The organism is gamma proteobacterium symbiont of Scutellera amethystina (assembly GCF_059730845.1).
In genome coordinates this window covers 527351-543947 of record NZ_AP035935.1, presented here as the reverse complement: position 1 = coordinate 543947, position 16597 = coordinate 527351, and the positions used below count along the sequence as shown (strand labels likewise).

Annotated in this window: 12 protein-coding genes; 5 read left to right on the top strand and 7 right to left on the bottom strand. The window is 57.2% G+C overall.

The genetic code is table 11. From position 1 onward, the window contains the following. Positions 1–218: 218 nt before the first annotated feature. Positions 219–1028 carry a 5'-nucleotidase, lipoprotein e(P4) family gene (locus tag AC6I79_RS02615; RefSeq protein ID WP_058771313.1) on the bottom strand — a complete coding sequence of 270 codons (810 nt, stop codon included), beginning with the start codon at positions 1026–1028 and terminating at the stop codon, positions 219–221. Positions 1029–1137: 109 nt separating this feature from the next. Between AC6I79_RS02615 and AC6I79_RS02610 the strand changes: the two genes are divergently transcribed. Continuing rightward, entirely contained in the window at positions 1138–1848 is a 711-nt protein-coding gene (locus AC6I79_RS02610; RefSeq protein ID WP_104093850.1) for a purine nucleoside phosphorylase YfiH/LACC1 family protein, read from the top strand. Positions 1849–1879: 31 nt separating this feature from the next. On the opposite strand, the gene AC6I79_RS02605 is transcribed toward AC6I79_RS02610, so the two are convergent. The 4 genes from AC6I79_RS02605 to AC6I79_RS02590 all read right to left on the bottom strand — a co-directional run bounded on the left by AC6I79_RS02605 (position 1880) and on the right by AC6I79_RS02590 (position 5955). Further along, positions 1880–3199: a gluconate:H+ symporter gene (locus AC6I79_RS02605; RefSeq protein ID WP_058771315.1), complete on the bottom strand. Its 1320-nt coding sequence runs from the start codon at positions 3197–3199 to the stop codon at positions 1880–1882. 79 nt (positions 3200–3278) lie between these two features. Beyond that, a complete protein-coding gene (gene idnO, locus AC6I79_RS02600) occupies positions 3279–4043 on the bottom strand; it encodes a gluconate 5-dehydrogenase (protein ID WP_159378448.1) in 765 nt (254 codons plus the stop codon). 9 nt (positions 4044–4052) lie between these two features. Beyond that, on the bottom strand, positions 4053–5084 hold the full coding sequence (gene idnD / locus AC6I79_RS02595; RefSeq protein WP_159378449.1) for an L-idonate 5-dehydrogenase: 1032 nt from the start codon (positions 5082–5084) through the stop codon (positions 4053–4055). Positions 5085–5253: 169 nt separating this feature from the next. After that, the gene (locus tag AC6I79_RS02590; protein WP_498027535.1) at positions 5254–5955 is read right to left on the bottom strand and encodes a response regulator; all 702 of its coding nucleotides are present in this window, start codon (positions 5953–5955) and stop codon (positions 5254–5256) included. A 500-nt stretch (positions 5956–6455) separates the two neighbouring features. On the opposite strand from AC6I79_RS02590, the gene AC6I79_RS02585 reads away from it, so the two are divergent. The 3 genes from AC6I79_RS02585 (at position 6456) to AC6I79_RS02575 (ending at position 13178) form a co-directional block, all read left to right on the top strand. Then, the gene (locus tag AC6I79_RS02585; RefSeq protein WP_159378450.1) at positions 6456–10130 is read left to right on the top strand and encodes an ATP-binding protein; all 3675 of its coding nucleotides are present in this window, start codon (positions 6456–6458) and stop codon (positions 10128–10130) included. Between the two features lie 99 nt (positions 10131–10229). Continuing rightward, positions 10230–10853, top strand: a complete 624-nt coding sequence (locus tag AC6I79_RS02580) for a response regulator transcription factor (protein ID WP_021509694.1) — start codon at positions 10230–10232, stop codon at positions 10851–10853. 318 nt (positions 10854–11171) lie between these two features. Then, complete coding sequence (locus tag AC6I79_RS02575) at positions 11172–13178, top strand: 2,4-dienoyl-CoA reductase FMN-binding domain-containing protein (protein WP_498027534.1); 2007 nt, start codon at positions 11172–11174, stop codon at positions 13176–13178. Here AC6I79_RS02575 and rlmG read toward each other — a convergent pair whose 3' ends face one another. Further along, entirely contained in the window at positions 13179–14297 is a 1119-nt protein-coding gene (gene rlmG / locus AC6I79_RS02570; RefSeq protein ID WP_498027533.1) for a 23S rRNA (guanine(1835)-N(2))-methyltransferase RlmG, read from the bottom strand. Positions 14298–14378: 81 nt separating this feature from the next. Here rlmG and AC6I79_RS02565 point away from each other — a divergent pair, with 81 nt between their 5' ends. After that, the gene (locus tag AC6I79_RS02565; RefSeq protein ID WP_325969632.1) at positions 14379–14879 is read left to right on the top strand and encodes a M48 family metallopeptidase; all 501 of its coding nucleotides are present in this window, start codon (positions 14379–14381) and stop codon (positions 14877–14879) included. On the opposite strand, the gene AC6I79_RS02560 is transcribed toward AC6I79_RS02565, so the two are convergent. Then, positions 14876–16564, bottom strand: coding sequence for a chloride channel protein (locus tag AC6I79_RS02560; RefSeq protein WP_215481603.1), 1689 nt, complete (start codon positions 16562–16564; stop codon positions 14876–14878). The genes AC6I79_RS02565 and AC6I79_RS02560 overlap by 4 nt on opposite strands. Between the last annotated feature and the right edge of the window lie 33 nt (positions 16565–16597).

The window sequence follows — 16597 nt, the reverse complement described above, 5'->3', positions numbered from 1 at the left end:
CTCGCTGAGAAAAATCCTAATTACTAAATTTATGAATAGTGATATTCGCTGGTTTTAACGTTATTCGCGATGATATTTCACTGAAGGCGGCGGAAGGATTAAGTAAGAGATCGGGAAAATGATAAGCAGAATAATAATTACAAAGAAACGTAAATATCACTGGCGCTAACCGCCTGCGATAAGCGCCCGCCAGGGCAGGCGCTATTTCGCTTGACGAATTATTTACCGTTCCAGGCTTTCATGCGGGATTCACGCACCTGCAGCTGCTGTTCCGGGGTTAACTTATTGTAGTTTTCAGCCATGCCGCTCTCCCAGTCGCCGTACAGTGGATTGGGCAGCACAATGAACTGGGTGCCAAAACGCTGATGGTTGAGCGTGACAAACTGCTGGCGCTGCGCGTTACCCTGATGCCAGGTGGCGCCGCCGAAGTCATTCAGGTTATCGCCGATATACAGCACCACGTTGTAGCCGGCATTTTTAATTGCGTCGAAACGCGCCTGTTTATTGGAATTGCCGGTACTGAGACGCACGGTTTTGTCGCTTACGCCGCTGAAGCCCAGCTTGTTGAGGTTATCGACCGTGGCCGCGTAGTCTTTCTGATCGCGGTTCGAGACGTAGAACATGGTGCCGCCGTGGCTATTCACGTAATTGGCAAATTCGACGGCACCGGGCACTGCGGTCGCCTGGCGCGCCTGCGTCCACGCTGACCAGGTTTTACCGGAGAACGGCTGGCCGTTTTTTGCCTGCCACGCGCTGTAGGCGCTGTTATCGATCATGGTTTCATCCAGATCAACAATCACCGCTTTGGGTTTGCCGGTGAGCGAAGGAGCGTTATCAAACGCCATGCGTGCCGTGTTGAACGCCTGCCAGCTCAGCGCCTGATATTCGCCAGACTGCTGGAACCAGTTGACTGCCAGCACCGACTGCTGACCGAGTTGCTGCTGAGCCTGCTGTTTTTGCGGTTGGGCACAGCCGGTAAGCGTCAGGGCAATCAGGCCCGCCGCGGCCAGCCAGGAGGTGTTTTTCATCATGTCGTCCTTAAGTGATTATGGTCAGTTTTTGTAAAGCTTTAAAAATGTAGCAGTTAACGTAAGCTGTGGGCAGAGGAAAACCGGGGTCAGGTCACAGGAGACACTTATGGATAATCGCGGGCCGCGCTCGGCGCTGCTGGAGAGTCAACGCTGGCTGGAGTATGCCTTTCAGCCTGCCGGTCAGCCGGCACCGGCCGCTGCGGCGTACGGACAGCAGCGGCACAGCGCAAAAGTGGTGTTGGCCGGACAAAACCGGCCGCCGAAAAGTTGTGAATCCGATGGGGTGATCGGTGACGATCATCGGCCGGTTGCGGTTTACACCGCTGACTGTCTGCCGGTGCTGTTTGCCGATGTGAAAACGCATCAGGTGGCGGCGGTGCATGCCGGCTTGCAGGGTACGCTCGGCGGCGTGCTGAGCAGTGCCCTCGATCAGCTGCTGGCGGGTGGCGCGACGCCGGCATCCCTGCTGGTGGCGATCGGTCCGGCGATCGGCCCGTGCTGCTATGAGCTGGGCGTTGATCGCATCGCACAGATGCAGCAGCGCCCGGATCTGCCGGCGTTAAGCTGGTCACAGCAACAGCCGCATAATCCGCAGGCAATCCGACCTCAGGCACAGGCGCATCATCAGGGAGTATGGTTTGATTTGCCTCAACTGGCGCAGGACCTGCTGTTACAGCGCGGCATCCCGGCGGCGCAGATTGATCGCGTGGCGGTGTGTACTTATTGCATGGCGGAGGCGGGATCGAGCTATCGTTATAACACCCATTTTGACAGCGGCTATCAGTCACGTTTCTCGTGGATTCGCCGCCGCGCGTAAGCACGCTTCACCTCCCTGTGAAGCGCGGGCCTTAGTGAATGATGGCGTTGAGCGCCAGCACACCGGCGAGGCCGAGGATGGAGATCAGCGTTTCCATTACCGTCCAGGTTTTCAGCGTTTCAACCACGCTCAGGTTGAAATAGCCTTTGAACAGCCAGAAACCCGGATCGTTCACGTGCGAGGCGATCACGCTACCCGAACCAACGGCCAGCACCATCAGCGCCGGATCGGTATGGGTGGCGGCAATGATCGGCGTCACGATGCCGGCGGTGGTGATCGCCGCGACGGTGGCCGATCCCAGCGCGATGCGCAGCATTGCCGCCACCGTCCAGCACATCAGCAGCGGTGACAGCGACGATCCTTTCATCAGATCGGCGATGTAATTACCGACACCGCTATCCACCAGCACCTGCTTAAAGGCACCGCCGCCGGCAATGATAAAGACGATCATGGCGATAGCGGCAATCGAATCGCCACACATATCCATCACCTGCTCCATTTTGCGCCCGTTGCGCAGACCCAAGGTAAACACCGCAATCACCACGGCGATAAACAGCGCCACCGCCGGGTTGCCGATAAATTCAAAGAACTGGCGCAGCGCATTCTCTTTCGGCATCGTCAGTTCGCAGACTGCCGCAATCGCCATCAGCACTACCGGAATCACCGCGGCAAAGATGCTGATAAAGAAGCCTGGCATCTCCTCTTCGGTGAAGATTTTAGGGTTATACAGCCCTTCCGGCGGCGACTTTTCGAAGCTTTTGAGGAATTTTGAGAAAATCGGGCCGGCAATGATCACCGTCGGGATGGTAATGATTAAGCCGTACAGCAGCGTGGTGCCGAGATTAGCACCAAAGATGGTGGCAATGGCGGTTGGACCGGGATGCGGTGGCAGGAAGCAGTGCGTCACCGACAGCGCTGCCACCATCGGCACGCCGACGTACAGCAGTGGCAGTCCGGCCGCCGCAACGATGGTGAACACCAGCGGCAGCAACAGCACAAAGCCGACTTCGTAAAACATCGCCAGGCCGACGATCAGCCCGGTGACCACCAGCGCCCACTGCAGCCGCTGTTTACCGAACGCGGCAATCAGCGTGGTGGCCACCCGCTGGGCAGCGCCGGTATCGGACACCAGCCGCCCGAGCATGGCACCAAAGCCGAGGATCATCGCCAGGCCGCCAAGCGTGGAACCAATACCTTTCTGAATCGAGGCCATCACATTGAGCGGCGTCATGCCTTCGGCGATACCTACCACCGCCGAGACAAACACCAACGCAATGAAGCCGTTGACCTTGAAGACAATCATCAGAACCAGCAGCAGTATCACACCCAGCACAATTATGGTTATTGGCATTTTTTATTATCCTTAGGAATACAGAGGGGTGTTTAAGGTTTAGGCGCGCGCCGGCAATTACGCCAGCCGCGCCACGGCATTACACGGCGACGCGCATACCGCCATCAACAAACAGCAGATGGCCATTGACGAAATCAGATGCGCCCGACGCCAGGAACACCGCCGCGCCAATCAGCTCTTCCGGCTTGCCCCAGCGTGCGGCCGGTGTACGTTTGGTCAGCCAGCCGGTGAAGGCCGGATCGTCAGCCAGCGTCTGGGTCATCTCGGTGACGAAATAGCCCGGCGCAATGGCGTTAACCTGAATATTGTGGCGCGCCAGCTCCACGCACATGCCGCGCGTCAGCATAGTGACCGCGCCCTTGGAGGCGGCATACGGCGTGATGGTGTCGCGCCCCAGTTCGCTCTGCATCGAGCCGATGTTGATGATTTTTCCGCGCTGACGCTGCACCATTCTTTTCGCCACGGTTTGTGACACCAGAAACACCGCTGTCTGGTTGACGGCAATCACGTCGTTCCAGTCCTGCTCGGGAAACTCGAGAAACGGCCGGCGGCGCTGAATGCCGGCATTGTTCACCAGGATATCAATCGCGCCCCACTGACTTTCAATCTCCTCCACCGCCTGCTGAACCTGCGCCAACTGCGTGACGTCAAAGGCCTTCGCCCGCGCGAGATAACCCAGCTCGCGCAGTTTCGCCGCGCCCTGCTCTGCGCCGTCCCCGGTGGTGGCGTTGATGATCACTTCCGCACCCGCCTCCGCCAGACCGCGCGCCAGCAGAAAACCGATGCCGCGCGCCGAACCGGTGAGCAGCACACGCTTGCCCGCCAGGGAAAATAGCTGACTCATACTGACTCCTTAAAACGTTAACTGGACTTTCGCCGCCCGGGTTTTATCACCGGCAAACTGCAGCGCCGCGTCGATATCCTGTAAGTCATATTCCCCGCTGAACAGCGGCAGCGGATTGACCACGCCGCGTGCCAGCCAGTCAACGGCAGTATTGAATTCGTGGGTGAAACGGAAAGAGCCGACCAGATTGATCTCTTTGGCGATCAGCGTCATCAGCGGGAAATCCGGAATGGTGCCGCCCATGCCAACCTGCACCAGCGTGCCTTTGGCGCATACCACGTCGAGACAGCGCTGCAGCGAAGACGGATGGCCGGAAGCCTCGAAAGCGACATCGAAGAAGCCTTTATCTGCAAGGTAAGGCGTGAAATCACCGTCAGCAGCGTGGAGCACCCCGGTCGCGCCCATCTGCTGCGCCAGGCTGAGTGAGCGTTCGCTGATATCGCTGCAAATAATCTCCGCGGCTCCGCGGGCTTTGGCAGCGGCGGCAATCAGACAGCCAATCGGCCCGACGCCGGAAATGAACACGGTTTTGCCGCTCAGATCGCCCGCCTGCTGCGTGGCATGGATGCACACGGCCAGCGGTTCAGCAAACACCATTACGCTGTCATCGGCCTCCTGCGGGAACGGCACGCACTGCGCGCTATCGACCACTTTGTATTGCGTGAAGCCGCCATCCACGTGCGGCAGATACATGGCGCTGCCGAAAAAGCGCATTGAGGTGCACTGATTTTGCTGCTCGCGCAGACAGTATTTACAGCTGCCGCACGGCTTTGAGGGATTGACCGCCACTTTTTGATTGGGCTGGAGCTGCGGATCGTCGCTCTCCACCACGTAGCCGATCACTTCATGGCCGAGGATCATCGGCATCTTCACTTCGAAGCTGCCGACTTTACCTTCCTGATAGTAGTGCAGATCGGACCCGCAGATGCCGCCGCGCGTGATGCGCACCAGCGTGCCGGTGCCGTCCCACTGCACCTGCTGCTGTGCGACGCTGACCTGTTTTTTGCCGGTAATGACGCAGGATTGCGTTTCAATGTTCATCGTAGCCCCTTCAGTGCTGTAGCAATGGGGGCTATCACAGCGGGATACGGCCGGCGAAACTGTGACGAACATCACTCAAAGCGATGTTACAAAACGGCTGTTACCGGGAACGTGATGCAGAGAGGCGGAAAAGCAGACGGCGGCCATTCCTGACCGCCTTAAACAGGGATTAGCTACCCGACATCAGGTCGTGACTGTATTTGAACAATTCCGAATCTGAGCGCAGGCCGAGCTTTTTCAGCGCCGACTGCTTTTGTCCGCTCACGGTTTTGCGGCTGCGTTTAAACTTCACGGCAATTTGCGACACGCTGAGCCCATCCAGAAAACAGCGCACCACTTCTACTTCGCGCGGGCTGAGGGTTTTGACCTTCTCGTACATATTGCCTTTGCTGGGGAGATCGAGGTTTTCGTTGATGGCGTCTTCATTCATCACGTAGAGGTTTTCCACCTCGTACGCCACTTCCTGTGACAGGAATAGCCGCCCCTGCGCCACCTGACGAATCGCCTGGACGATCTCCTGCATATTGTGGCTTTTTCCAATAAAGCCCTTAACGCCGGCGCTCAGCACCATTTTGACAATCGCCGGACTCTCCATGGACGATGAGATCAAAATCTTTTGCTGCGGATAGTGATTTCGCAGCTGTTTCACCAGGGCCAGGCCATCCAGTTCACGCTCGCCCAGCAAAAAGTCCAGCACCAGCACATCCACCGTGGTGCTGCGCAGCTGACTAAACAATTCATTACTTGAAGACCAGGTCCCGACCAGATGAATATCGGGTTCGTGTTTCAGGCATAACTCGAAAACGGTACGAACCATCGGGTGATCATCAAGGACAGCGACACGCACCTGTTTATTATGTGCATATACCATTCTTTTATTCCTTTATTACAGTCTCAATTTTGTCCAGTACTGATAACCACACCAGTGAAAATGACCTGAAAGTATGCGCTGACCGCTGCCGGGAAAATCGCTTGCAACGGTTTAAACCAAACGTCACCAGGTTAACAAAAATTAGAATTTTGCTTACGCGTTTAACTTATTACCGCTAATTAAAAGGTAGTTTTACCGGATGAATGGACAGCAGCGGTTAGCGGCCCCGGAAAAACTGCGAAAATTCTGACGTAACTCTGCGAATGGACCACATAAGAATTGTCTTGAAAGGTCATTTTATGGATAAACCGTTGAAATTTTTGAAATCAAAGTAAAAGCAATATCTAAAAAAAACCGAGAATGTTAATAATAAGTTAAACATTCGAGAATGGTCGCAAAATATCCTTAATGCGGCATTAGATCAGGCAGGCGGGAAAAATCTCTTTATACTCCTTTTCCCTTATCGGCATTAATGACTTTATTTTCTTCAGGAACGCACGGTGTTTAATCCTGTTAATTTCATCCGTCTGGCGGGCGTGGTCCTGTTTATTTTTTTTTGCGGCGCGCTGCAGGCGCAGGTCAAACCTTTGCAGCTTTTAGCGCGTTACGATACCGCACAGCCCGCTCTGCAGCTGGCTGAGCCCATCTCTTCTGCCTTTCGAAATAAAGTGATTAAAGTCGCAGTGGCCGGTAAATCACAGCCACCGATATATATGGATACCGATACGCGCCGCTTCGAAGGCCTGAGCGCCGACTACCTGTCGCTGATTCAAAGCATGCTGGAGACCAGCATTGAGCTTTATCACTTCCCCAGTCATAGCGCCGCGCAGCAGGCGGTGCTGAAAGGCGAAATGCATATGCTGGCGATTTACGTCGCCCAGCCGTCGTCACCGTCGCAGCCGCTGCTGGCCAGCGCCCCGTGGATGCTGGATTACAGCGTGATGGGGCTGAAGACCGACAGCGACCTTTTTCTCAATAACGGCATGCCCGAGCAAATTGCCTGGTCAGGCACGCCGCTGCAGCGCCAGTATCTGGAAGAGACGTACGAAAACGCGCAGCTGGTGCGTTTCCCGGGCTACTATGATGCCGTCGCCGCCACCGTTTATGGTCAGACGGCGCGCGTCTGGGGAAATGCGGCGACGCTGACGCACCTCAATCGCTATCTGTTTGCCAACGCGCTCACTATTCTGGCCGACGAGCATACAATTCCGCTTAACGTCGGTTTCGGCATCAGTCCGCTATATCCTGCGCTGGCCGACGCCATCAACCAGGCGCTGCCGCAGATTCCGCTGTCTATCCGCATGCAGATTGCCAAACGCTGGCAGCTCGATCCCCATCATGTACTGCAACGCAATCCGCTGGCGCTCACCGCCGACGAAGAGCAGTGGCTGCAAAACAACATTCACATCGAGACCACCTTGCCGCTGGCGCAGGCACCGCTCAGTAGCCGGACGCCGGCAGAGCAGTTTCGCGGCATGGCGCCGGACGTGCTGGAGCTGATCACCAGCCAGACCGGCCTGAATTTTGTAGCGCACGCCAGTCATGAACACCCCGGCGGACGTCCTTTGCCAAAGCTGTTTCCGCTGGAAATTCTGGAGCCACAGTTCGAAGCACAACCGGCTCTGATTACGCGTCCGTGGCTGGTTTCGCATTGGGTGATCATCCGCAATCAGCAGCCGGGAAACATTATGGCGCGCGACACCTTTCCGTTTGGTTCGGCGCTGATGCTAAAAAATCCGCTGATGAAAAGCTGGCTGCAGGAGCACTATCCGCACCTGTCGGTCAGCGATACCGATCGTCCGCTGGATGCGCTGCGCCAGCTGCTGGCGCGCAAGGTCGATGCGGTGATCGTGCCGAAAATTTTTGCCGACTACCATCTGCGCAACCATTTTGGCAGCGGGCTGATCGTCGAGGGTACGCTGGGCGCCGATCCCGCACGCTTTGTGATGCGCGTAGAGCCCGGCAATGAGACGCTGATCAGCATTCTCGATAAAGCGTTGCTGGCCATCCCGCCGGAAACGCTGTTTAAGCTAATGGCGCAGTGGCGTCAGGCGGAACCGCCGTTTCTCAGCAGCTCGTGGCAGAATTACAAGCAAACGATTCTGCTGATCGTTTCGGTATCGCTGGGATTGATTCTGTTGATCCTGCTGTGGAACCACCATCTGCGCAAAGTGATTCAGCAGCGTATGCAGGCAGAGAATGCGCTGAAAAATCAGCTCAATTTTACCCACACGCTGTTTAATGACTCGCCGGTGGCAATGTACATCCGCGATAAGCAAACGCGGCTGGTGGACTGTAACAATGCCTATCTGCGCTTTTTGCACATCAAACGCGACGAGGTAATCGGTAAACGACTGTCGGACGTGTTCAACACCAATAACGCCAGCATTCATACCATTGAAGATGGTTACCAGCAGACGCTGCTGGATGGAGAAGCGGTAATGCGCGACGTCCAGCTGATGTTTGGCCAGCAGGCCTTCCATCTGTATCACTGGACGCTGCCGTTTCGCGATCGGCTGGGGGAAGTTGCCGGGGTGATCGGCGGCTGGGTCGATGTCACCGAACGTAACGCGCTGCTGCAGGAGCTGCAGCTGGCCAAGGACACCGCAGACAAAGCCAACCGCTCCAAAAGTGAGTTTCTCGCCAGCATGAGCCATGAGATCCGCACGCCGCTGCACGCCATCATTGGTTTGCTGGAGCTGGAAACCCGCTCGCAGCCGTGTGAGACGCTGTCAGAGAATATTCGCGTCGCCTACAGCTCGGCGCGCGCGCTGCTGTCGCTGATTGGCGATATTCTCGATCTGTCGAAGATCGAATCTGGCCAGTATCAACCCACGCCGGAAACCGTTTACCTGCCGGATGTTATCGATCAGGCGGTGACGCTGTTTCGCAACAAAGCCGAAAGCAAAGGGATCGATCTGCGCGTAGAGATGGACATCGCGGCCTATTGGGTACAGACCGATCCGCTGATGATCAACCAGATCCTGTCTAACCTGTTGAGTAACGCTATTAAATTTACCGATCGCGGCAGCGTAACCGTGGTGCTGATGCAGGGGATTGGCCAGGAAGAGGAAGGTTGTGAGTTCGTCATAGAAGTGAGCGATGACGGCTGCGGCATGACCGAGGAGCAGCAACAGGCGATCTTTGAGCCATTTGTCCAGGTCGGGGAACGTCAGCAGCAGCAGATTGGCACCGGTCTTGGCCTGAGCATCTGCCGCAATCTGGCAGAGTTGCTGGATGGCGAACTGATTGTGGAGAGTACGCCAGGTGAAGGATCGGTGTTCTCCTTCTACTTCCGCGCGCCGGCCGGCGAACCGCGCGATCAAACCCAACCGCATCTGTCACAGCCGCTGGTCACCGACAAGCTGTCGGTACTGGTGATTGATGATCATGCGCCTAATCGTCTGCTGCTGGGCAAACAGCTGGAGCTGGCGGGCCACCAGGTGGTGGTGAGCGAGAGCGCCGTCGAAGCGCTGAAGCTGTGGCAGCAGGATCCGCTGCGCTTTGACTTAATCATTACCGACTGCAATATGCCCGGCATGAACGGGTTTGAATTTGCCCAGGCGCTGCGCCAGCATGAACGCCACCATCATCTGCCGCCGATCACGCTATACGGCCTGACCGCCTCCGCCGAGCAGCACATCATGCAGCGCTGCCTGCAGGCTGGCATGAACGACTGTCTGTTCAAGCCGCTGAATCTGGATACGTTGCTGGCGCAAATCACCCACTGTCCGCGCCGCACGCCAAACGCGCCTGACAACGAGGCAGCAGCCGTGACCGGGCAACCTGTTGCTGATACCGCCGTCGCCGCGCTGCCGGGCCCTGTGGCGGTTCCGACTTTTGCGCCGCTGCTGATGCAGCTGGCTGAGCGCGATCCTGCCAGCTGCATCACCCTGCTGGAAAGCATTCGCACCAGCCACGATGAATTGCTGGCAGCACTGCAGCAAACCACTGATACTCACGCGCTGTCACAGCTTGGCCATAAGCTGAAAGGCGGTGCCAGCATTCTTAACGCCAGCGCGCTGATGGAGCTGGGGCGCAAGCTGGAGAAACACCAGCAGGAAGGACACGATGTCGCGCAACTGATTGCCGCCATCGCGTGCGAAATTAACACCGTCAATGAAACATTAATTATCTTTGAACAATATCGGCTGAAAAATCAGCAGGTTTTATAAAAACATAATCTTATCAAGACATTTCTCGGTTCGCCGGGATAAGCCGCCAGACATAATGTCCGCCAGCGCCATCATATCGGTGTCGTAAAAGGGAGATCTATGTTTAATGCAAAAATTCTCATCGTTGATGAGCATCGCCTTGTTGCGGCTGGGGTGCAGGCTTTATTATTAATGAATGGCTTTAATTGTGTCACTACAGCAAACACAATTAATGATGGTATTGACGATGTTATTCATCAGCACATCGACATCCTGATTTTAGATCCTGATTTCAAAGAGAAAAATGGCATCGCCTTTTTACGCGATATCGTAAAATCTAAAACCTGGATGAAAGTCATTCTGCTCAGTCAGAGCAGTAACAATCACCTGCTTATACAATCGCTTAGTCAGGGCGCTAACGGCTTCGTGTCGAAATACGATCCAATTCAGACGCTGATCGCCGCCATTGGCTGCGTATTTAACAATGTAAATTATCTGCCCGGCGATATTCTTGACCGGCGCCAGCGCTATGTTAATGAACAGGATATGCTGTCGCGCCTGACCGAGCGGGAAACGCTTATTTTACGTCAGCTGGCGCAGGGAAAATCCAATAAAATCATTGCCTGTGAATTAGGATTAAATAACAAAACTATCAGTACTTATAAAACTAAAATTTTTCAAAAGCTCGAATCAAAGAATCTGGTCGATATTATCGAACTGGCACGGCGAAATGGTGCCTGCTGATGCCAAAATCAAGACCAGTCTTGCGGATTAATCCGACTGAGGCATGGCATCATCACCTCGTCCTCACCCGGGATTGTTATAGAGATTGAGTCATACAGGAATTTATAACCACAGAGCTAATTTATTAGCCCAATCTTCATGCCATTACAGGGCGCGCAGGTTTCTTCCCGTGCCTGGCGAAAGTGGTCCGATACTTTCGTCTGCGACTTGCCGCCCTGCTTTTTTTTGATGTTTCTCACAGGCTGAGCGCCGCAAATTTCCAGCCCGCACTTTTCCCGCTAGAATTCACTCATCCGACCACTCACTGAGTAAGTGATCATGACTGAGCGTTATCCGCATCTGTTTGCCCCGCTGGATCTGGGCTTTACGCAACTGAAAAATCGTTTCCTGATGGGCTCAATGCACACCGGTCTGGAAGAGCATGCCGATGGCGCACAGCGCCTCGCCGCCTTTTACGCCGAGCGCGCCCGGGAAGGCGTTGCGCTGATTGTGACCGGCGGCATCGCGCCCAATGCGCAGGGCGTGGTGGCGCAGGGCGGAGCCATGCTGACGGACGAAACGCAGTGCGGCTGGCACCGCCAGATAACCGATGCAGTACATGCACAGGGGGGCAAAATTGCGCTGCAGATCCTGCATGCCGGACGTTACAGCTATCAGCGCGATCTGGTGGCGCCCTCGGCGTTACAGGCGCCCATCAACCCGTTTACACCGCAGGTACTGAGCGAAGCGCAGATTGAACAAACCATCGCGGATTTCGCGCGCTGCGCCCGGCTGGCGCAGCAGGCCGGTTACGACGGTGTCGAAATCATGGGTTCGGAAGGCTACCTGATTAATCAGTTCCTGGTCGCCCATACCAATCAGCGCGACGACGGCTGGGGCGGTGATGTGGCGCGCCGGCAGCGCTTTGCGCTGGAAGTAACACAGGCGGTGCGCGCCGCCGTCGGTGATGCCTTTATTATTATTTTTCGCCTGTCGATGCTCGACCTGGTGAATAACGGCAGCTCGCTGCAGGAGACGCTGCAGCTTGCCACGGCGCTGGAGCAGCGCGGCGTGACGCTGTTCAACAGCGGCATTGGCTGGCATGAAGCACGCATTCCCACCATTGCCACCTGCGTGCCGCGTGCCGGTTTCGCCTGGGTCACGCAGCATCTGCGCCAGCACGTCAGCGTACCGGTTATCGCTACCAACCGTATTAATCATCCCCAGGTAGCGGAGGAGATTGTGCGCGACGGTATTGCCGACATGGTGTCGATGGCGCGGCCATTTCTTGCCGATGCCGCGTTTGTCAGCAAAGCGCAGGCGGGCCAGCCCGACGCCATCAATACCTGCATCGCCTGTAATCAGGCCTGTCTCGATCAAATCTTTGCCGGCAAGGTCACTTCCTGCCTGGTCAATCCGCGCGCCTGTCATGAAACGCTGATGCCGGTCATCGCCGCCGCGCAGCCAAAACGCCTGGCGGTGGTAGGTGCCGGTCCGGCCGGTATGGCGTTCGCGCTGCAGGCGGCGCAGCGCGGCCATCACGTCACCCTGTATGAAGCCGATGCGCAGATTGGCGGCCAGTTTAATATCGCCCGCCAGATCCCCGGCAAGGCGGAGTTCAGCGAAACGCTGCGCTATTTCCGCCATCAGCTGGCAGCCGCAGGCGTTGCGCTGTGCCTGAATCATCGCGTCAGCGCCGACGAACTGGAACAGGCGGATGAAGTCATCATCGCGACCGGCATCACACCGCGCCAGCTGGCGATTCCGGGCATCGATCACCCCAGCGTGCTGAGCTATCTCGAGGTGATACGCGACAAAAAACCGGTTGGCCGGCGCGTGGCGATTATCGGTGCCGGCGGCATTGGTTTCGACACCGCGGAGTTTCTGCTGCAGCACGCCGGTCGCGAGGAAGACTTCTACCAAAACTGGGGCATCGATCGCAGCCTTCAGGCGCGCGGCGGTTTAATGCGTCCACAGCCGGCTCCTGCCGACCGCCAGATCTGGCTGCTGCAGCGTAAATCCGGCAAACCGGGCGCCGGGCTGGCGAAAACCACCGGCTGGATCCATCGCGCCAGCCTGCAGGCGCACGGCGTGCAGATGTGGGGTGATGTGGAGTATCTGAAGATTGATGATGACGGGCTGCACCTGCGCCATCAGGGGGAAGCGCTGACGCTGGCGGTAGATAACATCGTGATTTGCGCCGGTCAGGAACCGCTGCGTACGCTGGCGCAGGCGCTGGCCGCACGCGGCAAAGCCGTGCGGCTGATCGGCGGTGCCGACGTCGCGCAGGAGCTGGACGCACGGCGCGCCATTGCTCAGGCCACTGAGCTGGCGCTCAGCCTGTGATTAACGCAGCTTGACCGAACGCAGCACCACAAATTTGGCGTTAGAGGCCACCAGCTCGCAGTTGCCAAACAGCTTCTTCATTTTCTGATGATAGCCAAGGTGGCGGTTGCCGACGATGCGCAGCTCGCCGCCATACTGCAGGCAGCGTTTGGCGTCACGCAGCATCTGCCACGCCAGGTGGTCGGTCACCGCGTGCTGCTGATGGAACGGCGGATTGCACAGCACCGCATGCAGCCGGTCCGACGGAAAACCGCTCAGCACGTTGTTAACCCGAAACTGGCAGCGCGCCAGATCCTGTGGCCGGTTGAGCTCAACGTTAAGCTGGCTGGAAGCCACCGCCATGTAAGATTCATCGACGAACAGCACCTCGGCCTGCGGATTCTGTTCCAGTGCCTGCAGGCCGATCACGCCGTTACCGCAGCCGAGATCGACGATTTCGCCCTCAATATCGTGCGGCAGATGTTGCAGAAAGAAGCGCGCGCCAATATCCAGCGCGGCGCGGGCGAACACATTGGCGTGATTGTGGATGTGATACAGCGTCTCGTCGAGCGGCCACACGGTGGTCGCCGGCACGTCCGCCAGCGCCGGGGCGCTGAAATGGCTGTAAATCAGACGCGCTTTTTTCCACGCCAGCGAGGTTTTGCTCTCACCGAGAATGCGTTCAAACAGCTGCAGCGTGGAATTATGGATATCTTTGGCTTTGCCGGCCGCCAGAATCAGGGTATCCGGCGTGACGACCGTCCGCAGTGCGCGCAGCTGGTGCTCAAGCAGCGCCAGCGCTTTGGGCAGCTTAATCAGTACCGCCGCCGGAGCAGCCGGCAACGGCGCCAGGCTATCAAGAAAGTGTACCGACGCTTCATCCAGACCGTTGAGACGCAGATTCTGCCGGGCGGCCTGCTGGCTGAGCCACGAGTCGCTGACGTGCCAGATTTCCCGATCGTTCAGCCCGCAGGTCAGCGCGCCAAAGCTGTCATTGAATACCAGCACCGGGCCTGCCGGCAGCGCCTGCTGCAGCAAATATTCATCTGCGGCGTCCCACGCCTGTAGCGGGCTCTCTTCGCGCATCGGCGGGAAGCGCTGAAGCGTCAGCGTGCGATCGGTCAGTTCAAGTTGGCTCATGGAATCTCCGGCGTGGTACACTTTGCGCGATTTTCGCCCTGAAAAGGGGGCGCAGTATACTGTCTTTCGTCGGGAATCCCAATGTCATTAATCTATCTGCAGGGTTACCCTGAAAACATCCTCGAACAGGTGCAATTGCTGATTGATAATCAGCGATTAGCCGCCTTTTTGCAGCAGCGCTATCCCGATACACACGACGTCGTCAGCGACCGGGCGCTCTATGACTACACGCAGGCGCTGAAAAACCGCTATATGCGCAGCGCGCCGCCGGTGAGCAAGGTCATCTGGGATAATAAAATCAAAGTGATGAAGCATGCGCTTGGCCTGCACACCGCCATTTCCCGCGTGCAGGGCGGTAACCTGAAAGCCAAGGCCGAAATTCGCATCTCGACCTTTTTCCGCCTCGCGCCGGAACCCTTTCTGCGCATGATCGTGGTACACGAACTGGCGCACCTGAAAGAGAAAGATCACAGCAAAGCGTTTTATCAGCTGTGCTGCCACATGGAACCGGACTACCACCAGCTGGAGTTCGACGCGCGCCTGTGGATGACCGAACAGGCGCTGCGCGGCAACGCGGCCTAAAGAAACTCCTGCGCTTTCTGGATCAGACTGGTTTTGGTCAATGCGCCAAGGAAGCGACGCTCCTGCGCATTATTCAGCACCGGTAAACGCTCCAGCGTCACGCGTGCAAACGCCTCCCAGCCTTCACGCATGCTCTGGTGCTGGTAAATGCAGGGGAAATTATCATCCATCACGCTGCTGACCGGCGAATCCAGCGTGATCTCCTGTGCCAGCACTTTGCGCGAAATATCATGAATTGATACTACGCCAAGAAACTGACCGGCCTGATTAATGACGTAGACGTAGCGCTCGCGCTTGAGCGAACTCACCGCCAGCGCCTGCCCGACCGATTCCGCCGGCTGCAGCGCCGCGCCGGGGATGATCAGCTGATCAACCCGCATATTATCAAAATCATATTTCGCTTCTGAACGATTAAGGTGATGGCTTACCACCGGATAGGTGCTGGCGGACTGCAGCCGGTAGACCAGCATTGACGCCAGCACCGAGGCGATCATCAGTGGGAACAGCAGGCTGCTGTTGAGCGTCATCTCCAGCACCATCAGCATCGCCATCAGCGGCGCCTGACTGACCGCCGCCAGCACCGCCGCCATGCCCACCGCCGCATACAGCAGCGTATTGCCCACCGGCAGATGCAGCAGCACGCCAGTCTGCGCCAGCGCCACGCCGAGCAACGCACCAATCAATAATGAGGGTGTGAACAGGCCGCCTACCGCGTTGGAGCCGACCGAGAGCGTGGTCGCCAGCATTTTCAGCACCAGCAGGCCGAGCAAACCCGCCAGCAGATAGTTGCCTTCAATGATTTTCACGATCACTTCATAGCCGTTACCAAGAATATCGGTGGAGATCAGCGCCAGTAAGCCAACCGCAAAGCCGCCTGCGCCCAGCCTGAGCGGCAGCGAGCGCACGTGGCTGAACAACGCTTTGCTGCGCGCAATCAGCTTGATTAACAGCCAGCCCGCCACACCCGCAGCAAAACCAATGATTACCGTCATCAGCAGGCTGGTGAGATCCATTTGAAACAGCGTGTCGGAGAGCGGATAGAGTGCGCTGCGAAAGCCCAGTGACCACATGGTCATTACCGCCACAGCCGAGGCGATAATCAGCGGAATCAGCCGCTGTAGCGCAGAGATACCAAACGCAATTTCCGCGACAAAAATCGCCGACGCCAGCGGGGCGTGATACACCGACGACAGACCGGCGGCGGCCGCCATCGCGACGATGTCGCTGTTGCGCATATTGAGGGACGCTGGCAGCCAGCGCCCCAGCAGGCTGCCGCTCAGCGCCGACAGCTGCACCATCGGCCCCTCTTTACCAATCGACGCCCCGCTGCCGATACTGGCAATCGACGACAGCGCGCGAAACAGCGAGGTTTTGGTGGGCACCGCATCCAGCCGCGCGTTAATCACTTCAAGGTAATCGGTTTTCACCGTCTCCTGCTGCTCAATCGCCACCGCGTAGCGCAGGAACCAGCCGGCCAGCAGCCCGCCCGCCCCCACCAGCAGCGGCCAGAAGATCCACGGCCAGACGTGCATCGCGACCGTGATTTCGCTGTCGCTGTGAAACAGCAAATGATTGATGAGATCGATGATGCCGCGAAACGCCAGCGTGACCAGCGAGGCCACCAGGCCCACCGGAATGGCGATCAGCAGTGTGGTCCAGTTCAGTGCGTGTTTGCTTCCGCTCACCCGGCGTCCCCGCATGTCGGTTAAAAAAGGGTT

Bases quoted from the DNA above. Each gene is read 5' to 3' on its own strand.
- AC6I79_RS02615 (WP_058771313.1), bottom strand. From the start codon at position 1,028: ATGAAAAACACCTCCTGGCTGGCCGCGGCGGGCCTGATTGCCCTGACG.
- AC6I79_RS02610 (WP_104093850.1), top strand. From the start codon at position 1,138: ATGGATAATCGCGGGCCGCGCTCGGCGCTGCTGGAGAGTCAACGCTGG.
- AC6I79_RS02605 (WP_058771315.1), bottom strand. From the start codon at position 3,199: ATGCCAATAACCATAATTGTGCTGGGTGTGATACTGCTGCTGGTTCTG.
- idnO (WP_159378448.1), bottom strand. From the start codon at position 4,043: ATGAGTCAGCTATTTTCCCTGGCGGGCAAGCGTGTGCTGCTCACCGGT.
- idnD (WP_159378449.1), bottom strand. From the start codon at position 5,084: ATGAACATTGAAACGCAATCCTGCGTCATTACCGGCAAAAAACAGGTC.
- AC6I79_RS02590 (WP_498027535.1), bottom strand. From the start codon at position 5,955: ATGGTATATGCACATAATAAACAGGTGCGTGTCGCTGTCCTTGATGAT.
- AC6I79_RS02580 (WP_021509694.1), top strand. From the start codon at position 10,230: ATGTTTAATGCAAAAATTCTCATCGTTGATGAGCATCGCCTTGTTGCG.
- AC6I79_RS02575 (WP_498027534.1), top strand. From the start codon at position 11,172: ATGACTGAGCGTTATCCGCATCTGTTTGCCCCGCTGGATCTGGGCTTT.
- rlmG (WP_498027533.1), bottom strand. From the start codon at position 14,297: ATGAGCCAACTTGAACTGACCGATCGCACGCTGACGCTTCAGCGCTTC.
- AC6I79_RS02565 (WP_325969632.1), top strand. From the start codon at position 14,379: ATGTCATTAATCTATCTGCAGGGTTACCCTGAAAACATCCTCGAACAG.